The sequence below is a fragment of the Pseudomonas sp. WS 5410 genome, assembly GCF_012985645.1.
In the GTDB taxonomy this organism is placed as follows: Bacteria; Pseudomonadota; Gammaproteobacteria; order Pseudomonadales; family Pseudomonadaceae; genus Aquipseudomonas; species Aquipseudomonas shahriarae.
In genome coordinates this window covers 602,646-622,203 of record NZ_JAAQWS010000001.1, presented here as the reverse complement: position 1 = coordinate 622,203, position 19,558 = coordinate 602,646, and the positions used below count along the sequence as shown (strand labels likewise).

At 62.5% G+C, this 19,558-nt stretch carries 17 protein-coding genes; 13 read left to right on the top strand and 4 right to left on the bottom strand.

Features of this window, described 5'->3' with window-relative positions:
* From HBO24_RS02620 to HBO24_RS02590, 7 genes are all read left to right on the top strand, one after another.
* A complete protein-coding gene (locus HBO24_RS02620; RefSeq protein WP_057440956.1) occupies positions 1 to 1,110 on the top strand; it encodes a hypothetical protein in 1,110 nt (369 codons plus the stop codon).
* Positions 1,107 to 1,538 carry a type II secretion system protein GspM gene (gene gspM, locus HBO24_RS02615; RefSeq protein ID WP_170044174.1) on the top strand — a complete coding sequence of 144 codons (432 nt, stop codon included), beginning with the start codon at positions 1,107 to 1,109 and terminating at the stop codon, positions 1,536 to 1,538. The genes HBO24_RS02620 and gspM overlap by 4 nt, the downstream gene beginning before the upstream one ends.
* Positions 1,535 to 2,197, top strand: a complete 663-nt coding sequence (locus HBO24_RS02610) for a general secretion pathway protein GspN (protein WP_170059251.1) — start codon at positions 1,535 to 1,537, stop codon at positions 2,195 to 2,197. The genes gspM and HBO24_RS02610 overlap by 4 nt, the downstream gene beginning before the upstream one ends.
* Before the next feature lie 118 nt (positions 2,198 to 2,315).
* Positions 2,316 to 4,880, top strand: a complete 2,565-nt coding sequence (locus HBO24_RS02605) for an EAL domain-containing protein (protein ID WP_170059250.1) — start codon at positions 2,316 to 2,318, stop codon at positions 4,878 to 4,880.
* An 80-nt stretch (positions 4,881 to 4,960) separates the two neighbouring features.
* A complete protein-coding gene (feaR, locus tag HBO24_RS02600; protein WP_057440965.1) occupies positions 4,961 to 5,902 on the top strand; it encodes a transcriptional regulator FeaR in 942 nt (313 codons plus the stop codon).
* A 113-nt stretch (positions 5,903 to 6,015) separates the two neighbouring features.
* Positions 6,016 to 8,115 (top strand): PQQ-dependent dehydrogenase, methanol/ethanol family, encoded by a 2,100-nt coding sequence (locus tag HBO24_RS02595; RefSeq protein WP_170059249.1) that lies wholly within the window; start codon positions 6,016 to 6,018, stop codon positions 8,113 to 8,115.
* 87 nt (positions 8,116 to 8,202) lie between these two features.
* The gene (locus tag HBO24_RS02590) at positions 8,203 to 9,048 is read left to right on the top strand and encodes a transporter (protein ID WP_115128378.1); all 846 of its coding nucleotides are present in this window, start codon (positions 8,203 to 8,205) and stop codon (positions 9,046 to 9,048) included.
* A gap of 43 nt (positions 9,049 to 9,091) precedes the next feature.
* On the opposite strand, the gene HBO24_RS02585 is transcribed toward HBO24_RS02590, so the two are convergent.
* Positions 9,092 to 9,427, bottom strand: coding sequence for a helix-turn-helix domain-containing protein (locus HBO24_RS02585; RefSeq protein WP_057440971.1), 336 nt, complete (start codon positions 9,425 to 9,427; stop codon positions 9,092 to 9,094).
* 58 nt (positions 9,428 to 9,485) lie between these two features.
* On the opposite strand from HBO24_RS02585, the gene HBO24_RS02580 reads away from it, so the two are divergent.
* From HBO24_RS02580 to HBO24_RS02570, 3 genes are all read left to right on the top strand, one after another.
* Complete coding sequence (locus tag HBO24_RS02580) at positions 9,486 to 10,577, top strand: NADH:flavin oxidoreductase/NADH oxidase (RefSeq protein WP_057440973.1); 1,092 nt, start codon at positions 9,486 to 9,488, stop codon at positions 10,575 to 10,577.
* Between the two features lie 336 nt (positions 10,578 to 10,913).
* Positions 10,914 to 12,083: a p-hydroxyphenylacetate 3-hydroxylase oxygenase component gene (locus HBO24_RS02575; protein WP_057440975.1), complete on the top strand. Its 1,170-nt coding sequence runs from the start codon at positions 10,914 to 10,916 to the stop codon at positions 12,081 to 12,083.
* A 63-nt stretch (positions 12,084 to 12,146) separates the two neighbouring features.
* A complete protein-coding gene (locus tag HBO24_RS02570) occupies positions 12,147 to 13,079 on the top strand; it encodes a p-hydroxyphenylacetate 3-hydroxylase reductase component (RefSeq protein ID WP_057440979.1) in 933 nt (310 codons plus the stop codon).
* A gap of 10 nt (positions 13,080 to 13,089) precedes the next feature.
* On the opposite strand, the gene HBO24_RS02565 is transcribed toward HBO24_RS02570, so the two are convergent.
* A complete protein-coding gene (locus HBO24_RS02565) occupies positions 13,090 to 13,983 on the bottom strand; it encodes a LysR family transcriptional regulator (protein ID WP_057440999.1) in 894 nt (297 codons plus the stop codon).
* 131 nt (positions 13,984 to 14,114) lie between these two features.
* Between HBO24_RS02565 and HBO24_RS02560 the strand changes: the two genes are divergently transcribed.
* Both HBO24_RS02560 and HBO24_RS02555 read left to right on the top strand, forming a co-directional pair.
* On the top strand, positions 14,115 to 14,537 hold the full coding sequence (locus HBO24_RS02560) for an ester cyclase (RefSeq protein ID WP_057440981.1): 423 nt from the start codon (positions 14,115 to 14,117) through the stop codon (positions 14,535 to 14,537).
* 148 nt (positions 14,538 to 14,685) lie between these two features.
* Positions 14,686 to 15,339, top strand: coding sequence for an oxygen-insensitive NAD(P)H-dependent nitroreductase NfsB (locus HBO24_RS02555; protein ID WP_057440983.1), 654 nt, complete (start codon positions 14,686 to 14,688; stop codon positions 15,337 to 15,339).
* A gap of 160 nt (positions 15,340 to 15,499) precedes the next feature.
* Here HBO24_RS02555 and HBO24_RS02550 read toward each other — a convergent pair whose 3' ends face one another.
* Together HBO24_RS02550 and HBO24_RS02545 are read right to left on the bottom strand one after the other, a co-directional pair.
* On the bottom strand, positions 15,500 to 16,381 hold the full coding sequence (locus tag HBO24_RS02550) for a glycine betaine ABC transporter substrate-binding protein (protein ID WP_169960647.1): 882 nt from the start codon (positions 16,379 to 16,381) through the stop codon (positions 15,500 to 15,502).
* 35 nt (positions 16,382 to 16,416) lie between these two features.
* On the bottom strand, positions 16,417 to 17,499 hold the full coding sequence (locus tag HBO24_RS02545; protein WP_262152843.1) for a major royal jelly family protein: 1,083 nt from the start codon (positions 17,497 to 17,499) through the stop codon (positions 16,417 to 16,419).
* A gap of 483 nt (positions 17,500 to 17,982) precedes the next feature.
* On the opposite strand from HBO24_RS02545, the gene HBO24_RS02540 reads away from it, so the two are divergent.
* Complete coding sequence (locus HBO24_RS02540; RefSeq protein WP_170059247.1) at positions 17,983 to 19,404, top strand: FAD/NAD(P)-binding protein; 1,422 nt, start codon at positions 17,983 to 17,985, stop codon at positions 19,402 to 19,404.
* Positions 19,405 to 19,558 lie beyond the last annotated feature (154 nt).

The following is a 19,558-nucleotide window of genomic DNA, read 5'->3' as shown; positions in this document are numbered from 1 at the left end:
ATGTTTGAGCGTCTGCGGGGCAAACCGCGGGAATGGTTGCTGGTGCGCCCGCCGGCCACCGCCGAGGGCCGTTGGCAGTGGTTGCACTACAGCGCGCACCGGGCTTGCGCAAGCGGCGCCTGGCCGCCACCGTCGGCGCTGCTGCAATTGCCGGGTGCCTTGATTATTCCAGCGCTCGATTGCAGTCACTTCTGCCTGCCGGCGCCGCCGGGGCTCAAGCGCCACGAGTGGCCGCAGTTGTTTGAAGAGTATGCGCAGCAGCCTGGCGAAGCGTTGCTGGTCAGCTGCCTGTCCCGCGAGGCCGGGCAGCTTGAGTTGTTGGTGATGCAACGCGAGCAGGTCCAGCAATGGCTGGCCGAGTGCGCCGCGCTTGGGCTGCAGATCACCCATGGCTGGGCGGAGTTGCAGTTGTTGCCGCCAGCAGAGCCTGGGCAGGTGGTGGAGTGGCGGCGCGAATCGCTGCGTTGCCTCAAGGCGCATTCCCGGCAATGGTTGGTGTGGCCGCCGGTATTGGGTGAGCGCTTGCCCCAGGCTTGGCGCGACCTGCCTGGCGAGACGATCGAGGGCGACTGGCCGTCGCGCCTGGCGCGCCTGGAGCAGTTGCCCAGTGTGCTGGAGGGTATGCGGCCGACGCGTACACGGGGGCCGCGAGCGCCACGGGTGAGCCGCGTACAACGACATTTGCTGCTGGGTTGCGTGGCGTTGGCGGCGTGTTGGAGTGCGGTGTATCTGGTGCAGAGTCTGCGTCAGGTTGATGTTTGGAAAGCCCAGGTCAGGGCGCTGGCCGGGCCGGCCAACAACCCGCAACAGGCGCGTACGGCCCTGGCGCGGGTGCAGGGCGAGGCGACCGAATGGCAGGTGCGTCAACAAAAAATCGTGGCCCTGGAGCAGGCGCTCTCGGGCTGGTTGCAGCAGCAACCGGGCTGGTCGGTGTCGCGCATCGAGTTTGACGGCAGCCGTTGGCGCCTGGCCTTGCGCGGCAATGGCCCCCAGCCGCTGCCCGCCGAATGGCAGGCCATGGCCCAGGCTGCCGGCGCGCAATGGACTGACCAGGCGCAACATGTCGCCGGTCAACTGCACCTGAGTTTTGATCTGGGAGAACAACCATGAAAGCCCGGATGCTGGAGTACCTGGCCCACTTCAACCAACTGCCACCCAAGCGCCGCTATGGCCTGTTGGCCGGCTGGTCAACCGTCGGGCTGTTGTTGCTGGTGCTGGTGACACGGCCGCTGCTGGCGGCCTGGCAGGATGCCCGCCAGTGGCAGGCGTTGGCGCAACAGGCCGGCGCGCTGGTGCCGCCAGCGGCGTTCTCCAACGAGCAGTGGCAGGCCCTGGCCGTGTCGCGCCAATGGGTACTGACCCGCGTTGAACAGCAGGGCGACCGCTGGCAATTGCAGGGCGAGCTGCCGGGGCCTCAGGCCCTGCAGCTGCTGCTACGGACCGTGCAGGAGCAGGGTGGGCGACCCGTGCAGTGGAGCCTGGAGCAGGGCGGCGGCCAGGGTTATGCCTTCAGCCTGGAAGTGGCGGCGCGGCCATGAGTCGCGCGGTCATCCTCTGGGGTATTTGGGTGTTCAGCCTGACCGTGCTGCTGGAGCTGCCGGCCGCCTTCGTTGCCCGCCAGTTGCCATGGCCGACCGGCTGGCAGCCCAGCAGCGTTTCGGGCAGCCTGTGGACTGGCCGAGCGGCTCGCGTCGGAGCCCTGGCGCCGGTGGACTGGAAGATCCGGCCGTGGGCGGCGCAAGTGAACCTGGGCTTTCAACAGCGCATCTGGGAGCTGTCGATCCATGGCTGGCCGTGGAACTGGCAGGCGCAGATGGCACCGCGTGCGGTCAGCGCCTGGCCCGCGCCGATGTACGTGCTGGACGGACGTTGGGAAGGGCGATTGCAGGTCAATGGCGCGGGCATGAGTTGCCTTCGGGCCGAAGGCGAATTGCTGGGGCACGAGCTGGCGCTGTTGAGCCCGTGGCTGGTCAAGCTGGGCAATACCCGGATCGAGTTGCAGTGCCGGGATGGGGTGCAGTTGCTAGCGGATCTGCAACTGGCTGGCGAGCATCATTTCAAGGTCGAAGCCAAGCCACAGCGGTTGCAAGTAGACGGGCAGGTGGAGCCGGGTGCTGCCGTGATTCCGCTATTGGTGCAGGCGCGATGGCTGCAGCCCGCTGCCCAGGCGTTCAGCAAGGTGCTGGGTAAACCCTGAGGGTTCGATGGATCACCAAAAACTGTCTATTGTCTATGGGCAGGTAGTCTCGCACTTGCGTGTGCGTGGTGTGATTTTCGGTGCGGGTTGTTAGGGCGCCCTGGCGCCCGGAGCGTTCATGGAAAAGCTCAACGTTGGCCCCAAGTCGTCGCTGCAAGGCAAGGTTTCCAATCTTTCTACTGCACGGGCTTATCTGCTCGCCTGTTCGCTGCTGCTACTGGCCATGTTTCTGTTGGTCGGGGTGTTGCTGGTGTCCATTGCCGAGCACTTGAATCACGATGCCGGCGAGCACAGCCGCATTGATATCGAAAACGCCCTGCTGTCGGTTGAGCGCGTCGCTGGTTCGACGGTCAAGGACTATGCGTTTTGGGGGGATGCCTACGAGCACCTGCATCAAAAGGTGGATGTGGACTGGGCGTTTGGCCGGCAAAACATCGGCACGACGCTGTTTTCCGACTTCGGTTTCCAGGGGGTGTTTGTTGTCGATCCAGCCGGTCGCACGGTGTATTCGCTGATTGACGGCCAGTTGCAGAGCGTCGCCGTGCAGGACTGGTTGCACCTGCCGATCGAGCCCCTGCTGGCCCAGGCCCGGCAGGCCGCGACCAACAGCCAATCGGTGACCCGCCTGATACAGGCCGATGGCATGCCGGCGGTGTTGGCCGCCGCTGCGCTGACGCCTGGCACCGATCCGAACGTAGAGGCCGATAGCGGTCCCGCTTCGGTGTTGATCTTCATTGCCAAGCTGGCGCCGCAACGGCTGGCTGCACTAGGCGAGGATTTTGGTGTGCAAGGTCTGCGGGTCGCCCCGGCCGGCGGGGCGGCGGCGGGCGCACCGAGCCTGAGCCTCAGGGACAATGCAGGTGTTGTGCAATGGACCGCGGAGGATCCTGGGCGCCAGTTGCTGGGGCTGGTTGTGCCGCTGGTGACAGTTGCCGGCCTGATCTTTGCCTTGATGGCCTGGGTTATCCAGCGCCGCAGTACCGCTGCCGCGCGGCTCATGGACCTTAATTACGCCACCCTGCAAGCCAGTCGTGCGGCGCTGGCGGTCAGCGAGGAGCGCTTTCGTGATGTGGCCGAAGCGGCGTCCGACTGGATCTGGGAAGTCGATACCCAACTGCGGTTTACCTACCTCTCGGAGCGCTTTGATGTAATTACCGGCCTTGTCGGGGCCAACTGCCTGGGGTTGGCGGTGGATCAGCTGCTGACCTCTGATCAGGGCCTGTTGGCCATCTGGTTCAAGGACCACGCCCATCGCCCGAATGCCATCGTGCAGTGCAGCTATGTGTCTGGCGAGGGTCAGCGACGCATTTGCCGGCTATCGGTGCGCGAGATACCTGGCCAGGGTTATCGAGGCACCGCCAGCGACATCACCGAAGAGGTCGAGGCCCGGCGGCGCATTGAATATCTGTCGCAACACGATGCCTTGACGGGGCTGGCCAACCGCACGCGCATGCAGGAATTCCTCGAGGGCAAGCTCAAGGCGGTGCCGACCCTGGCAAGGCCGTTGGTCATGCTCAGTATTGATCTTGACCGCTTCAAGCCGGTCAACGACCTGCTGGGGCACGCGGCTGGCGATGATGTACTCAACCAGGTGTCCCGGCGTTTACAGGGCTGCCTGCGTGGGGATGATCTGGTGGCGCGCATAGGTGGCGATGAGTTTATGTTGGTGGTGGCGGGCGTGAGCTCGCCGCTGGAGGTGGAAGGCCTGTGTCGGCGCCTGATCGACTGCATCGAACAGCCGTTTTACATCACCGAACATGAAGTGTTTATCAGTGCCAGCATTGGCATTGCCATGGCGCCGGCGGACGCGACCCTGGCCGAAGAGCTGCTGCGCTATGCCGATATCGCCCTCTACGAAGCCAAGGAAGGCGGGCGTAACACCTGGCGCTTTTATGCGGGCGATATGAACGCACGCATCATTGAGCGGCGCCAACTGGAAGCCGATTTGCGCCAGGCGATCAAGCACGGCGAACTGCGCCTGGATTTCCAGCCGCGCTACCGCATTGAAGGCAAGCGCCTGGCCGGTGCCGAGGCCCTGGTGCGTTGGGAGCACCCAAGGCGCGGGCTGCTGGGCCCCGACGTATTCGTCCCCATCGCCGAAGAAACCGGGCTGATCCTGCCGTTGAGCAACTGGGTGCTGCACGCGGCCTGCCAGACGGCCGCAGGCTGGCCTGACGACGTGATGATTTCAGTCAACCTGTCCTCCACCGAGTTCCAGCGTGGGCACTTGGTGTCGCGGGTCAAAGCGGTGTTGCTGGAGACGGGCTTGAACCCGGCGCGGCTGGAGCTGGAGCTGACCGAAAGTGTGATGCTCAATGACGAGAAAGTCGCCTTGAGCATCATGCAAGGCCTCAAGGCCCTGGGCGTGCGCTTGCTGATGGATGACTTTGGCACCGGCTACTCGTCGCTGAGTTATCTGCGCTCATTCCCCTTCGACGGGCTGAAGATCGACCGCAGCTTTGTCGGCGGCCTGACCTCCGGTGGTGGCGATCAGTCGATCATCCAGGCGATTGTCGGCCTGGGCCGGGCGCTCTCGCTGACGGTGACCGCCGAAGGCGTGGAGACCCTCGACCAACTCACGGCGCTGAAGGACGTGCAGTGCGATGAAGCGCAGGGTTTCTACCTCAGCGTGCCGGTGGATGCCCAGGCGATCAGCGCGCTGATCACGGGCCGGACTGCTTAGCCGCTCCTGACCCTGCTTGCACTGACCGCATATAGATAATATGTTAACAATATAACTATAAATGGTCTGTGGGAGGGGGTATGCCTGCCTTGTTCAACCCTTGCGTTGAGTTCGCCAACTGGAATCGTGACTTGCGTGCAGTCTGCGGCAATTTCAGCACCGCGCAGTCAGATCGACACAGCCTGTTTATTGGCAGCGTCCACGGCCAGGACGTGTGTGGCCTGGAGTTGGCGCATATCCGCACCAATGCCGGGCTGATCAGCCGCCATCACACCCACGGCGATGGCGACGACGACCGCCACTGTTTTCTGATCCTGCAGGGCAGCGGCCATCAACGCATCCGCCAGCAGCACCGGGTGATTGACCTGGGGCCCGACGATATCGCCCTGGTGGACTCGGCCCAGGCCTTCGAGATTGAGCCCCAGGGGCTGGTACAGAATATCTCGGTGCATCTGTCCCGCGCCGAGGTCGCCCGGCAATTCGGCCAGCAGCGCCTGTTTGGCAAGCTGGCGCGCAACAGCGTCGCCACCCATATGATTCGTGCATTGGTGCGCTCCCTGGAGGATGCGCAACTGAGTGAAGGCTATGGTGGCGAGAACGATGGCCCGGCCGTGGAGCAGGCCCTGATCGGCCTGGCGGTTGCCGGTCTGGACGAGCGCGCTGAGGGCCAGCCGGGCTTTGCCTGCGTGGGCCAGGACGACATTTATGGCCTGGCCACGCGCCTGGTGGAAGCCTCCCTGCAAGAGACCGAACTGAGCCCCGAATACCTGGCGCGGCACCTGAATGTCTCAGTGCGCCAACTCTACCGGCTGTTCGAGCAGCGGCATGAAAGCATCGCGCGCTACATCCAGCAGCGCCGCCTGGAGCGGGTGGCCCAGGACCTGCGTGCGCGGGATTTGCGGCATGAGTCAATCACCCAGATCGCCTTCAAGTGGGGGTTTGTCGATGCCGCGCATTTCAGTCGCGCCTTCAAGCGGCATTTCCAGCATGCGCCCCGGGACTTTCGCCAGCAGCCGCTATAGGCCGCGCTTTGGCAGGGAATGCCAAGGGCTTTGGCAGCCTCCGTCAAGTGGCCGCAGGTGGCAGACCCTCTAATAGCGTGGCCTGAGTCGATTAATGTTGGAGAACAATAACAATGAATACACGGAGCCTGCTGTTGGGCGCGCCTCTGCTATTGAGCGCGTTCGCCACCCTGGCCTTGGCCGGGCCGGCCCAGGTCGATGGGCCGCGCATCATCGCCGCCGACCGTGAGCCCGGTAACTGGATGAGCCACGGTCGCACCTACGATGAACAACGCTACAGCCCGCTGAACAGCGTGAATGCCGACAATATCGGCCAACTGGGCATGGCCTGGACCACCAAGCTGGATATCGACAGTGGCACCGAGGCCACGCCGCTGGTGGTCGATGGGGTGATGTACACCACGGGTGCCTTCAGCATCGTCTATGCGATCAATGCGGCCACGGGTGAGTTGTTGTGGAAGTACGATCCCAAGGTCCCTGCCGAGAACCTTGGCCAGGGCTGCTGCGGTCCGGTCAACCGTGGCGTGGCGGTGTGGCAGGGCAAGGTCTATGTGGGCAGTTTCGATGGGCGCTTGATTGCGCTGGATGCCGGCACTGGCCAGCCGGTGTGGAGCGTCGACACCCTCATTGATCGCAGCAAAAGCTACTCGATTACTGGCGCGCCACGCATCGTCAAGGGCAAGGTATTGATCGGCAACGGGGGCGCCGAATTTGGCGTGCGCGGTTATGTCACCGCCTATGACGCCGACACGGGTAAGCAAATCTGGCGCTTCTACACCGTGCCGGGTGACCCCAAGCTGCCGCCGGAAAATGCGGCGATGGCCAAGGCCATGAAAACCTGGGACGGTGACGGCTGGGTCAAGTGGGGTGGCGGCGGCACGGTGTGGGACTCGATGGCCTACGACCCGCAACTGGACCTGCTCTACGTGGGCACCGGCAATGGCTCGCCGTGGAACTACCAGTTCCGCAGCAATGGCAAGGGCGACAACCTGTATGTGTCATCCATCCTGGCGCTGCGCCCGGACACCGGCGAGTACGTCTGGCACTACCAGATCACCCCGCAGGACCAGTGGGACTTCACCGCGACCCAGCACATGATCCTCGCCGATATCGAGATGAATGGCAGCGTACGCAAGGTGATCATGCAGGCGCCGAAAAACGGCTTTTTCTATGTGCTGGATCGCACCAACGGCAAACTGTTGTCGGCAAAGAATTTCGTGCCGGTGAACTGGGCCAGTGGCATCGACCTGCAGACTGGGCGGCCGATCCTTACCGGCGCGGCGGACTATTCCAAGGAACCCAAGGTGGTGCAGCCAAGTTTCCTTGGCGGGCATAACTGGCACCCCATGTCCTACAGCCCGAAAACCGGCTACGTGTACATTCCGGCGCAGTACACCCTGGCCGAGTTGAAAGCGGCCAAGGCCCCGCAGTTCCCGGCGAACAAGTCGGTGGTGAACTTCGGCCTGGATGTGCCGGACCTGCCGGAAGACCCGAAAGTCCTCAACCAGATCCGGGATGCTTGGAGCGGAGAGTTGATCGCCTGGGACCCGGTCAAGCAGAAGGCGGCCTGGAAACAACCCTATGTCAGCGCCGGCAACGGCGGCACCCTCGCCACGGCCGGCAACCTGGTGTTCCAGGGCACGGCCGATGGGCGGGTGGTGGCCTATCGCGCTGACACCGGTCAGCCGCTGTGGGAACACCGGGCCAACTCCGGGGTGATGGCGGGGCCGGTTACTTATACGGTCAATGGCGAGCAGTACGTGGCGTTTTCCGTGGGGTGGGGCGGGATCCTGCCGCTGTTGACCGGCCCGCTGACCAACAAGGGCAAGGTGCGCGCTGAATCGCGGGTGATTGCCTTCAAGCTCGGTGCCACCGGTGAGCTGCCACCCCCCAAGGCCGCGCCGGTACTGCCGACTACCCGCCAGGTACTCACGGCGACCCCCGAGCAACTGGTGCAGGCGCGTGGCATGTTCAATGGCCTGTGTGCCGGTTGCCATGGCCTGAACGCGATCAGCGGCGGGGTCGTGCCCGACCTGCGTTACCTGGATGACAACAAGCACGCGGCATTTCCGGCCTTTGTCAGTGGCGCGTTGATCAATAAGGGCATGCCGAACTTCTCCGACATTCTGCAGCGCGAAGACATGGAGTTGCTGCGCCAGTACCTGGTCAAGCGCACCCGGGATCTGCAGGCCGACCTCAACGCCATTCACTGATCTCCCCTTGTTTGAACTGTGCCGGGCGACGTCTTTTGACGTCGTCATGGCCGAGTGTTGCCTCCAATAACAGTAACGGTACTTGCCATGAAAACACTTAGCATCCTGACCCTGCTCTTCAGCCTGGTTCCATTGGCTCACGCCGACGTCAAGCCGGACCCCGGCGACTATACCGCCTTGCCCCAGGGCACCGATGTGGTGGTGCTGTACCAGCAGAACCCACGGGGCGACAAGGTTTACTCGGGCGGCAAGAAAGTCGCCGACAACCTTGACCTGGACATGACCGTCGGGGTGTTGCGCCTGATCCACTTCACCGAGTTCTTCAACACCGGCCTGACCTGGGACCCGCAAATAGTCATTCCTTTCGGTTACCAGAAGACCGGCGCCAGCGACAGCAAGCACTCAGGGTTGGGCGACATTACGTTTGGCGGCACGCTGTGGACCCTCGCGGACCAGACCAACAACCAGCACCTGGGCTGGTCGGCGTTTGTCACCGCGCCCACGGGCAGTGACAAGAACCAGGGTTTTGCCCTGAGCAACAACCGTTGGGCCCTGGATTTCCAGGTGGGCTATATCAAGGGGCTGACCGACAAAATCACCTGGGATGTGATTGCCGAGACGGAGTTCTACGGTGAACAGCGCGCCACCGATGCCAAGAAAGATCCGCTGCTGCAACTGCACAACCACCTGCGCTACAACTTCACTCCAGAGACTTACGCGGCCATCTCCTATCGGCACAATTGGGGCGCCCGCGAGACGCTGGACCATGAAACCCTGGCCACCAGCCGCAGCAATGGCACGCTGGGCTTCACCGTGGCCACGATGGTGGGCAAGCAGGTACAGGTGCTGGGGCAATTGATGCATGACACGGCGGTGCGCGAAGGGGTGAAGATCGACAATTCGCTGCAGTTTCGCCTGGCGTATTTCTACTGACGCTGTCTGTAGGCGCTGTCTCGCGGGGCGTGACAGCGCGGTCTTATTGTTGGGCGAGGATGCTTTCGAGCAACCCGGGAAATCGCTCGGCCAACACATCGGCCCGCAACGAATTCATATGGGTCGTGCCCACGCTGCGCGTATGCACCAGCCCGGCATCACGTAAAACCCGGAAGTGGTGGGACATGCTGGACTTCGGCCGCCCGCCATCCAACTCGCCGCAACTGGCTTCTTCTACGCCGGCCAGGCAGCGCACGATGTCCAGGCGCACAGGGTCACTCAACGCATAGAGCAGGCGTTCGAGGGTCAAGTCTTCGGGGGAGGGGTGTTTAAAGGCTCGCATGAACCGAATGATAACAGGGCTGGCATTGTTTACCATAGTTCGATTAAGATCGAACTATCGAATCAAACGTCACCCTCGTTTCAGGAGCTTTTTCATGTCTGCATTGTTCGAACCCTTCAAGCTCAAAGACGTTACGTTGCGCAATCGCATCGCCATTCCACCGATGTGCCAGTACCTGGCCGATGACGGCATGGTCAATGACTGGCATCACGTCCACCTCGCCAGCCTGGCCCGTGGCGGCGCCGGCCTGGTGGTGGTCGAGGCCACCGCCGTGGCTCCCGAAGGCCGGATCACGCCGGGTTGCGCGGGTATCTGGAGCGATGCCCATGCCCAAGCCTTTGTGCCCATGGTGCAAGCGATCAAGGCGGCAGGCGCGGTGCCCGGCATCCAGATCGCCCACGCCGGGCGCAAGGCCAGTGCCAACCGCCCATGGGAAGGCGACGACCATATTGCCGCCGACGATGCCCGTGGCTGGCAAACCCTGGCACCCTCGGCGATCGCGTTTGGCGCGAACCTGCCGAAAGTCCCCCAGGCCATGACCCTGGAGGATATCGCCCGGGTGCAACAGGACTTCGTTCAAGCCGCACGCCGTGCCCGTGACGCCGGTTTTGAGTGGATCGAACTGCATTTCGCCCACGGTTACCTGGGCCAGAGCTTTTTCTCGGAGCACTCCAACCAGCGCACCGATGCCTACGGTGGCAGCTTCGACAACCGCAGCCGTTTCCTCCTGGAAACCCTGGCCGCCGTGCGTGAAGTCTGGCCGGAAAACCTGCCGCTGACCGCGCGTTTCGGGGTGCTCGAATATGACGGGCGTGACGAACAGACCCTGTGTGAGTCCATCGAACTGGCCCGTCGTTTCAAGGACGGCGGCCTGGACCTGTTGAGCGTCAGTGTCGGCTTCACCATCCCCGACACCAACATCCCTTGGGGGCCAGCGTTTATGGGGCCGATTGCCGAGCGCGTACGCCGCGAAGCCGGTCTGCCGGTCACGTCGGCCTGGGGTTTCGGTACACCGCAACTGGCTGAAGGGGCGTTGCAGGCCGGTCATCTCGACCTGGTTTCCGTGGGCCGTGCGCACCTGGCCGACCCACACTGGGCATACTTCGCCGCCAAGGAACTGGGGGTGGACAAGGCTTCCTGGACCCTGCCGGCGCCTTACGCGCATTGGCTTGAGCGCTATCGCTAAGGGGTGACCGTGTTGTGTGTGGGAGCTGTCGAGCTTTAGCGAGGCTGCGATGGCGTCCTGTCGGCGATCCATATATCGACTGATCCAGCGCTATCGCAGGCAAGCCAGCTCCCACATTGGAGAGTCTTTACTCAGCCGTCGCAGCCTCTGCGACGGCTTTTTTGTGGGCCATGAAAAGTACAATCTTCCATCCGGAACGTGCATGTTGCGCTGCGACCAAGCGCCACATACTGGGCGTGTCTTTACGAACGTTCCCGGTTGTTTCAAGCCTCCTGCCGAGTGAGCAGGGCGCAGGCAGGCCAGGAATGGGGATATCCAATAATAAAGAGAGCGCCCATGAAAAAGCCAAACCCTCTGTTGGAAGACCTCAAGTCGGTCTTACCCGCGATTGCTGCCAATGCCTTCGCCGCCGAGAAAGATCGCAGCGTACCTGCCGAGAACATCGCGTTGCTCAAGGGCATCGGCATGCACCGGGCATTTCTGCCGAAAAAGTACGGAGGCATGGAAATCTCCCTGCCGCAGTTTGCCCAGTGCATCGCTTTGCTGGCCGGCGCTTGCGCAAGCACCGCGTGGGCCATGAGCCTGCTGTGTACCCATAGCCATCAGATGGCTATGTTCTCGGTCAAGTTGCAAGACGAGGTCTGGGGCGTCGACCCCGACGCCACCGCCAGCAGCAGCATCGCGCCATTTGGGCGTACTGAAGAAGTGCCGGGTGGCGTGACCTTCAGCGGTGAGATGGGCTGGAGTTCGGGTTGTGACCACGCCGAATGGGCGATCATGGGCTTTCGCCGCAAAAACGCCGAAGGCACCCAGGATTACTGCTTCGCGGTACTGCCGCGCAGTGATTATCAGATTCGTGACGACTGGTATGCCGTGGGCATGCGTGGCAGCGGCAGCAAGACCCTGATCGTCGATCAGGCTTTCGTGCCCGAGCACCGTATCCAGAAGGCCAAGGACATGATGGAAGGCAAGTCGGCGGGCTTCGGCCTGTACCCCGATAGCAGGATTTTCTTCGCCCCCTACCGTCCGTATTTTGCCAGTGGTTTCTCCACCGTCGGCCTGGGAGTCGCCGAGCGCATGCTCGAGGTGTTCCGCGAAAAAACCAAAAACCGTGTGCGCGCCTACACCGGTGCGGCCGTCGGCGCCGCGACCCCTGCGTTGATGCGTCTGGCCGAGTCTACTCACCAGGTGGCCGCCGCACGCGCCTTGCTGGAAAAAAGCTGGGACGAGATCGCCGAGCACAGCGAGCGCCATGAATATCCAAGCCGCGGCACCCTGGCGTTCTGGCGGACCAACCAGGGCTACGCCACTAAAATGTGCATCCAGGCGGTGGATCGCCTGATGGAGGCGGCGGGCGGTGGCGCCTGGTTTGAAACCAACGAACTGCAGCGCCTGTTCCGCGACGTTCACCTCGCCGGCGCCCATGCCTACACCGACTATGACGTTTGCGCACAGATTCTCGGGCGCGAATTGATGGGCCTGGAGCCTGACCCGGCGATGGTCTGACCACGCTACGCTTACCTATAAGAATAATCAGGGCAGGGCCTTCAGCCTGTCCGGGAGTCTTGCATGTCTATTGAAAACCAAGTCGATACCCGCGCCTTTCGCCGTGCCCTGGGCAATTTCGCCACCGGTGTCACCGTGGTCACCGCCGCCGACGCCAGCGGGCGCAAGGTCGGTGTCACCGCCAACAGTTTTAATTCGGTGTCTTTGGACCCGCCGCTGATTCTCTGGAGCATCGACAAACGCTCCACCAGTCACGCCGTGTTTGAAGCCGCCACGCACTTTGCGGTGAATGTGCTGGCCGCCGATCAGATTGACCTGTCGAACAACTTTGCCCGGCCCCGGGAGGACCGTTTTGCCGAGATCGGATACCAGGCGGGTGCGGGCGGGGCGCCGGTGTTGGCCGACTGTTCGGCACGCTTTGAGTGTGAGAAGTACCAGCAGGTCGATGGGGGTGATCACTGGATCATGATTGGCAAAGTGGTGGCCTTCGACGACTGCGGCCGCTCACCGTTGCTCTATCACCAGGGCGCCTATTCCATGGTCCTGCCACACACCCGCATGACCCGCCGTGAGGAGGGCCAGCCAGCGAGCAGCCATTTCCAGGGGCGCCTGAGCCATAACCTCTATTACCTGATGACCCAGGCGCTGCGGGCCTATCAGGCCAGCTACCAGCCCCGCCAACTGTCCACCGGCCTGCGCACCAGTGAAGCGCGGATGCTGATGGTGCTGGAGAACGATGCCGGCCTGAGCCTGGCCGAGTTGCAGCGCGAAGTGGCAATGCCGGTGCGCGAGATCGAAGAGGCGGTGAACAACCTCAAGCGCAAGGCGTTGGTACGCGATGATCAGGACCGGGTAAAGCTCACCACCAAGGGCATCGACGAAACCGAGTCGTTGTGGACCATCGCCCGAGAGCAGCAGGACACGGTCTTCAGCCAATTCAGCGAGGAGCAACTGGAGACCTTCAAGACGGTACTCAAGGCAGTGATCCGGCACTGAGCGCGACGGGTCAATCCAGGTGTTGGAATTCTTTGACGATAAAGTCGATAAACACCCGGGTCTTGGCCGGCAGGTGGTGTCGTGAGGGGTAGACGAGGTTGATTTCCAGGCGAGGCAGGCTCCAGTCGCTGAGGATCGGCACCAGGCGCCCGGCGACGATATCGTCGTGGATCACATAAGTGGGTTGCGCGAGAATGCCCTGGCCCTGCAGCGCGGCCGCGCGCAACAGATAGCCGTCGTTGGATTCCAGCGCCGGAGTGGCGGGCACCGTGATGGTCTGGTCTTCGCGCTGGAACGTCAGCTCATAGGGATCGGTGGCGTAGGTGTAGAGCAACAGTTGATGCTCGGCCAACGCCTGCGGATGTTGCGGGCGGCCGCAGCGCTCGAGGTAGTCCGGCGAGGCAGCCAGTATGCGTCGGGTATCGGTCAGGCGGCGGATCACCAGGCTGGAGTCCGGCTCACTGTCACGGGTGCGCAGGGCGACGTCGATGTTGTCGTCAATGATGTCGTGGTAGCGGTTCTCGGCCACGATATCCAGGCGTACATCCGGGTACTGCTCCTTGAACTGGGGCACCAGCGGCAGGATATGTTGCAGGCACAGGGATAAGGATGCGGTCACACGCAACACCCCATGGGGGTGGTTTTTGCTCGCGCTGACGGCCTCGGTCGCGCCTTGCATCGCCGTGAGGGCTGCCTTGGAATTGGTGTAGAACACCTTGCCGACTTCGGTGACGAACAAGCGCCGGGTGCTGCGCTCGATCAGCCTCACGCCCAGGCGATTCTCCAGTGCCGCCAAGTGCCGGCTGGCCGCCGCACTGGACAGGTCCAGGGCGTCTGCGGCCTTGGTCACGCTGCCCAGCTCCGCGACCTTTACAAACAACTCATATTCGGTCCAGCGATCCATCAGCATTGCTCCACTGCGCGCAAGGGTGTTTTCCAGTTACAGCATTTTTCAGGTGTATGCCGACCGTTAAGCTTTTTTTGCCCCTGCCAGTCTAGCCGTTGAGTGCAGGGAAAAACTTGATTGGAGTCGAAATGAGCAAGCATCTGGATGTGGTGAAAAAGTACTTCAAGTATTGCGTCGACGGTAAGGATGTTGAGCGCGTAGCGGAATTTTTTGCCGACGATGTGGTGGTTCACCGCCCCGATTGTCCGGCACCTATCGTCGGTGTCGAACCGTTCAAACAGGCCTTGCGCCTGAACGTGACCGAGCGCTACGAGTCGATCGCGACAACCTTCCAGAAAGAAGTGGTGGCCGGTGATGTGGTGGTGGTTGCGTTGATGCATCACGCCAAGGGTTCCAACACCTGGCATGGTTTTGATGTGAGCGGCAAAGACCTGTCCTGGAGCGCGTTGACGTACTTCCGGTTCAATGCCGAAGGCAAAGTGGTCGAGGAAATCGTCGAGCGCAATGAGCTGTTCATGGCCAAGCAACTGGGGATTGTCGAGTACGACTGACCCGGGCGATTCCCCTGCAGGGACGCAGGCGCACAGCGCACTTTCACTGTGCCAGTGAAACTCTTGACGCGTGCGGGTGGTTTTTCTCGGCGGGGCGAAGGGTAACGATGGACTCGCTGTTTTTGCCTATTTTGATTGGAGTCCTTTTATGGATCTGGTAAGCCTGTCCAAGCGTCGTTATACAACCAAACTCTTCGATTCATCGCGCAAGATTCCCGTGGCAACCATTGAATTGTTGCTGGAACAACTGCGCAACAGCCCGTCTTCCGTCAACTCGCAGCCCTGGCACTTTGTCATTGCCCACGAAGACGAGGGTAAAGCTCGGATTGCGGACAGTATGCAGGGTGGTTTTGAGTTCAATCGCGCGAAGACCCTCGATGCCTCCCATGTGATTGTGCTCTGCACGCGTACCCAGATGCCCGAGGAGTACCTGCAGGCGCTGCTGGAGCAAGAAGCCAGCGATGGGCGTTTTGTGGATGAGCAGGCCAAGGCCGGGCAGGACAAAGGCCGGCGGCGGTTTGTCGATCTGCATCGTTATGACTACAAAGACCTGCAACACTGGATGGAAAAGCAGACTTACCTGGCCCTGGGCACGCTGTTGCTCGGCGCTGCTGCCCTGGGCCTGGATGCCACGCCCATGGAAGGCTTTGACAGTAAGGCGCTGGATGCCGAACTGGGTTTGCGCGAGCGCGGCTTTACCAGCCTGGTGGTGGTGAGTGTGGGTTACCACAGCCATGAGGATTTTAATGCGGGCCTGCCCAAGTCCCGCTTGCCGGCGCCGGTGTTGTTCGAATTTATCTAAGGGGGGCTGTGGCGAGCGGGGCAAACCCGCTTGCCGTTCAGCTAAGAGAGGGTGCAGGCAATCGGTAACCTGTGGCGAGGGAGCTTGCTCCGGTTGGGGCGCGAAGCGGCCCTAAAATGCGACTGCTACGCACAATAAGCCATAGGCCCCAAGCTTGCTGTCAGCTCACCGGTGCCAGCCACCCACGCAGCATCTGCGGATGGCGCGCCAGCCACTCCCTGGCCGCCTCATCCGCCGAGCGTTCACCCCGATTGAATGCATCATCCAGCTCGGCAACGATCGGGTTCGACAGACGAATATTATCCAGCACCTGAATCTCTGCCCGGGTCAGCAACGCCAGGCGATCTTCCCGTGCCAGCAGCACTGCCCGATCCACATTACCGAGCAAACCCCTGGGGTCCTTCAGTTCGCGGATACGGTAGCGGTGGTGCAGGAACTGCGGATGCCACAAGGGCACGATGCCCCAGTGCCCTTGGCGATACAGGGCCTCAAAAGCGTCGACGCAATCGTCCTGAGTGCCGGTGCGGAATTGGTAGCCGGCGTCGCTCAAGCCGTACTCATCCATGATTTTCAGGGAAAACCGGGTAATTCCCGCACCCAACCCAATGCCCTGAATCAGCGGGTGCATCCGCGCGCGAACCTCGGGTTTGCGCAGGTCGTCGATGGATGCCACGTCAGCCTCGCTTACATAGTCGGGCACGCCCCACATGGCATAGGGCTGGTAATGCAGGCCCAGTTCACGGGCGGGCACGGCCTGTCGGTACACGCCATGGCTGCATGGCAGCCAGGCCGAGGCCAACATGTCGATGGTGCCTTCGCGCAAGCGCTCGAAATTCACTTCGTGCAGGGCATATTGCCGTTCGACAGTCAGGCCCATGCGCTGCAGGACCAGCGCCACCACGGCGGCAGTGGCGCGATGGAAGGACAGATCGGTGACGCCCAGGCGCACCACACGCGAGCCATTGGCGATATTGGCCAGGGAAAAATCCTGGTGGGTCACGGTCGGCGTTTTTGCTGGGCGCCGGGGAGGGGTTCTGCGCATGTTGCTTCCTTCAAGAGCAGCGGCTGATCACGGAGCTAGAGGGTGGGGGCCGGCGCTGCATCAATCTTCACGCGCAGCAGGCTGTAGGGCTTCTGGCGCGAGTCGCGACCTGCGTGGAAGATGCCCTGGCGATGCAACTGGTTGGCCATGAAGTACAGGTAGCCGTCCGGCCCGATGGACAGGGTGTCGGGCCAGAGCACACGCGGGTCGTGGACGATGGTCTGCCACTGTCCATCCGCCAGGCGTTTGCGCACGCTGTTGTGTTCGTAGTCGCCGGCATACAGGGCGCCGGATGCATCGGCTTCGAGGCCATCGGAAGCGCCTTTTTCCCCCAGGTCCTTGACCGCCATATCCAGCCGCGCTTCGCTGACCGAGGTGTCACGCAGCAACGCGGTGGGTACCGAGTACAGATGGCGGCTGGACAGCGGGCAGAAGTACAGCGTCTGGCCGTCAGCGGACAGGGCGATGCCATCGGACGCTACCGCAAACGGACGGGTGCTGCCGTCGGCGTTGCGAACCTGCAAGACCTGGCCTTCGACCTTGGGCACGAAGTTCGGGTCTACCGAGGTCGAGGTGGCACCGCTGAGTCGGCGCAGGGCAGTGCCGCTGGCAATGTCCATGACGATGATCGCCCCGGGGCCGCTCAGGGAAGAGTCGGTGATGTAGATCACCCCTTCATCGCCCACCCGGAAGTCAAAACGCATATCGTTGACGTAGGTGCTGGGCAGCATCACGTTTTTCGGGAACACCAGGGTCTTGACCACTTTGTTGGTGGCCAGATCGACGGCTACCAGCTTGGCACCGCCCGGCGTTGGCGAGGCGAAACCGGGGGCGGCAGTGTCCAGTATCCAGATCCGCCCGCGACCATCGGCCACCACACTTTGCACGCTGATAAAACCCTTGGCCGGGTCTTTCGGATCGGCCTGGTTCATAGCCAGGTCAGGGTAGGGCACGACCTGGCCATCGCGCAGTTCACCCACGGTGAACGGCACCGCGTCGCCCCAGCGTGGAAAATTGACAAAGATCCGCCCGTTTTCGGCAACGCTGACGCCGGTGGGCATGGCGTCGTGGAAGGCGAACACCTGCTCGAGGGTGCCAATGGTTTGCTCGCTGGGCATCGGTTCGGCCTGAGCCGCCTGGCTGCTGATGGCAATCGACAAGGCCAGGGCAGACCAGATAAAGGAGTGCTTGAAGTGCATGAAAAGCTCCGGGAATCCGCAGGAAGGGGCGCGTTGCAGCCCATGGTGTGCGTTCCCGGTCCATGGAAAAACCCACGAATGGCGCTAACAGTTTCATCGCAATCGAGAAAGTGCAGGGCGTTTGAGCCTTGATTTGCGGCGGTTCCAGGTAAATCTGCGGTTGCATGCGCCACTGTTCGCCCGCCAACAGTCAATCAACAGTTTGCTGATTAACCGTGTGTGGCATGGCTATGGAGCTGTCGCAAAGTGAGGAATCATGGGGTTCTCAATCTTGGCGTAACTCGTGCAACGGAGCGCACCTGGCTATATAACTAACGCATCCACGTCGCTCTGCACGCGGGTTTATACCGGCGCAGGCGATGGCATGAGCATTCTTCGGGCAACCAGTAAGGGCGTATTTGCATGAGTGAAACCGAACGCGGACAGGCGACAAAGGCCATCCGCAACGCCGATGTGCTGATCATCGGCGGGGGCCTGAGCGGCACGCTGCTGGCCGTGCAGCTGTTGCGTTTGCCCGGCACGCGGAAGGTTCTGGTGATCGAGCCGCGCACGGAACTGGGGCGAGGCGAAGCCTATAGCGCGGTGGAGCTGGGGCACACCCTCAATGGCAATGCGGCGCGCATGAGTGTGGACCCGGACAACGCCGATGACTTGACCCGCTGGTTGAGCGAGTACATCGCCGCCGGCGGCTGGCCGGAATCGGACCAGCAGCACGTGCCGGTCAGCGAGCTGTTTCCACCCCGGGGGATCTTTGGCGTGTACGCGCAACAGCGGCTGGCGCAGGCTCGGGCGGGATCGGCGTCAACCGTGGAGCATATTCGCGCCGAGGTCATCGACGTGCAGGTAGAGCCGGGCGGCGTGCGCCTGACCCTGGATGATGGCCAGGCACTGCGCGGTGCCCGGGCCGTACTGGCCACCGGTATGTTTCCGGCGGCGCGCACGCCACAAACCCACTCCAGCGGTTTGAATGCGGCGGCGGTTGATCCGTGGGATGTGCGCGCCATGACGCAACTGGACCCACACGCCACGGTGTTGATCATCGGCTCCGGCCTGACCATGGTCGACGCCGTGGTGTCACTGGAACAGGCTGGCCATCGCGGGCCGATCGAGATCTTTTCGCGCCATGGCCTGTTGCCCCATGTGCGCCGGCAACCCCCGACGTGGGCGGACTTTCTCGCCGACGATCATGGCCTGCGCAGCCCACTGCAATTACTGCGGGCAGTGCGCCGCGAATGCCAGAAAGCCCTGGCCCAGGGCATCGACTGGCAAGCACCGCTGGACACCGTGCGCGTCCATATCGGTCGTTTGTGGAGCCAGGCCAGCGAGCGCGAGAAACGCCAGTTCGTGCGCCATGTGCGGCCCTGGTGGGAGAGCCATCATCATCGCTCGCCACCCCTGAGCGCCGAACTGCTGGCGCGCCTGCACGGGGAGGGGCGCCTGCGTATCCACGCGGCCTCGTTCCTGGGCCTGGAGCCCACGGTAAACGGCGAAGTGACCCTGCGCCTGCGCCGTCGTGGCGAACAGCACACCACCCACTTCAGTGGCGCGGCGTTGATCAACTCCAGCGGGATCGAATACGACTGGCGCCGCGTGGCCCGGCCGTTGCCCAGGCAATTACTGGCACGCGGCTTGATCAAACCCGGGCCCTTGGCATTGGGGATAGCGGCGGATGCCTCGGGTGCGGTACTGGATGAGCACGGCGTTGTGAGTGAGCGACTCTTCGCCATGGGCCCGCCGCTGCGCGGTATGTGGTGGGAGAGCACGGCGGTGACGGATGTGGCGCTTCAGGCCAAGGCACTGGCGCTAAAGCTGGCGCAACTCTAAAGGTGGGAGCTGTGGTGCATCCAAAATCGCCCCGCCGACAAGGCCCCCTGTGGGAGCGGGCTTGCTCGCGATGGCGGCGGTTCAGTCACTGTTTCTGGCGGCTGATCCACCGCTATCGCAGGCAAGCCAGCTCCCACCTTTGATTTGTGGTGGA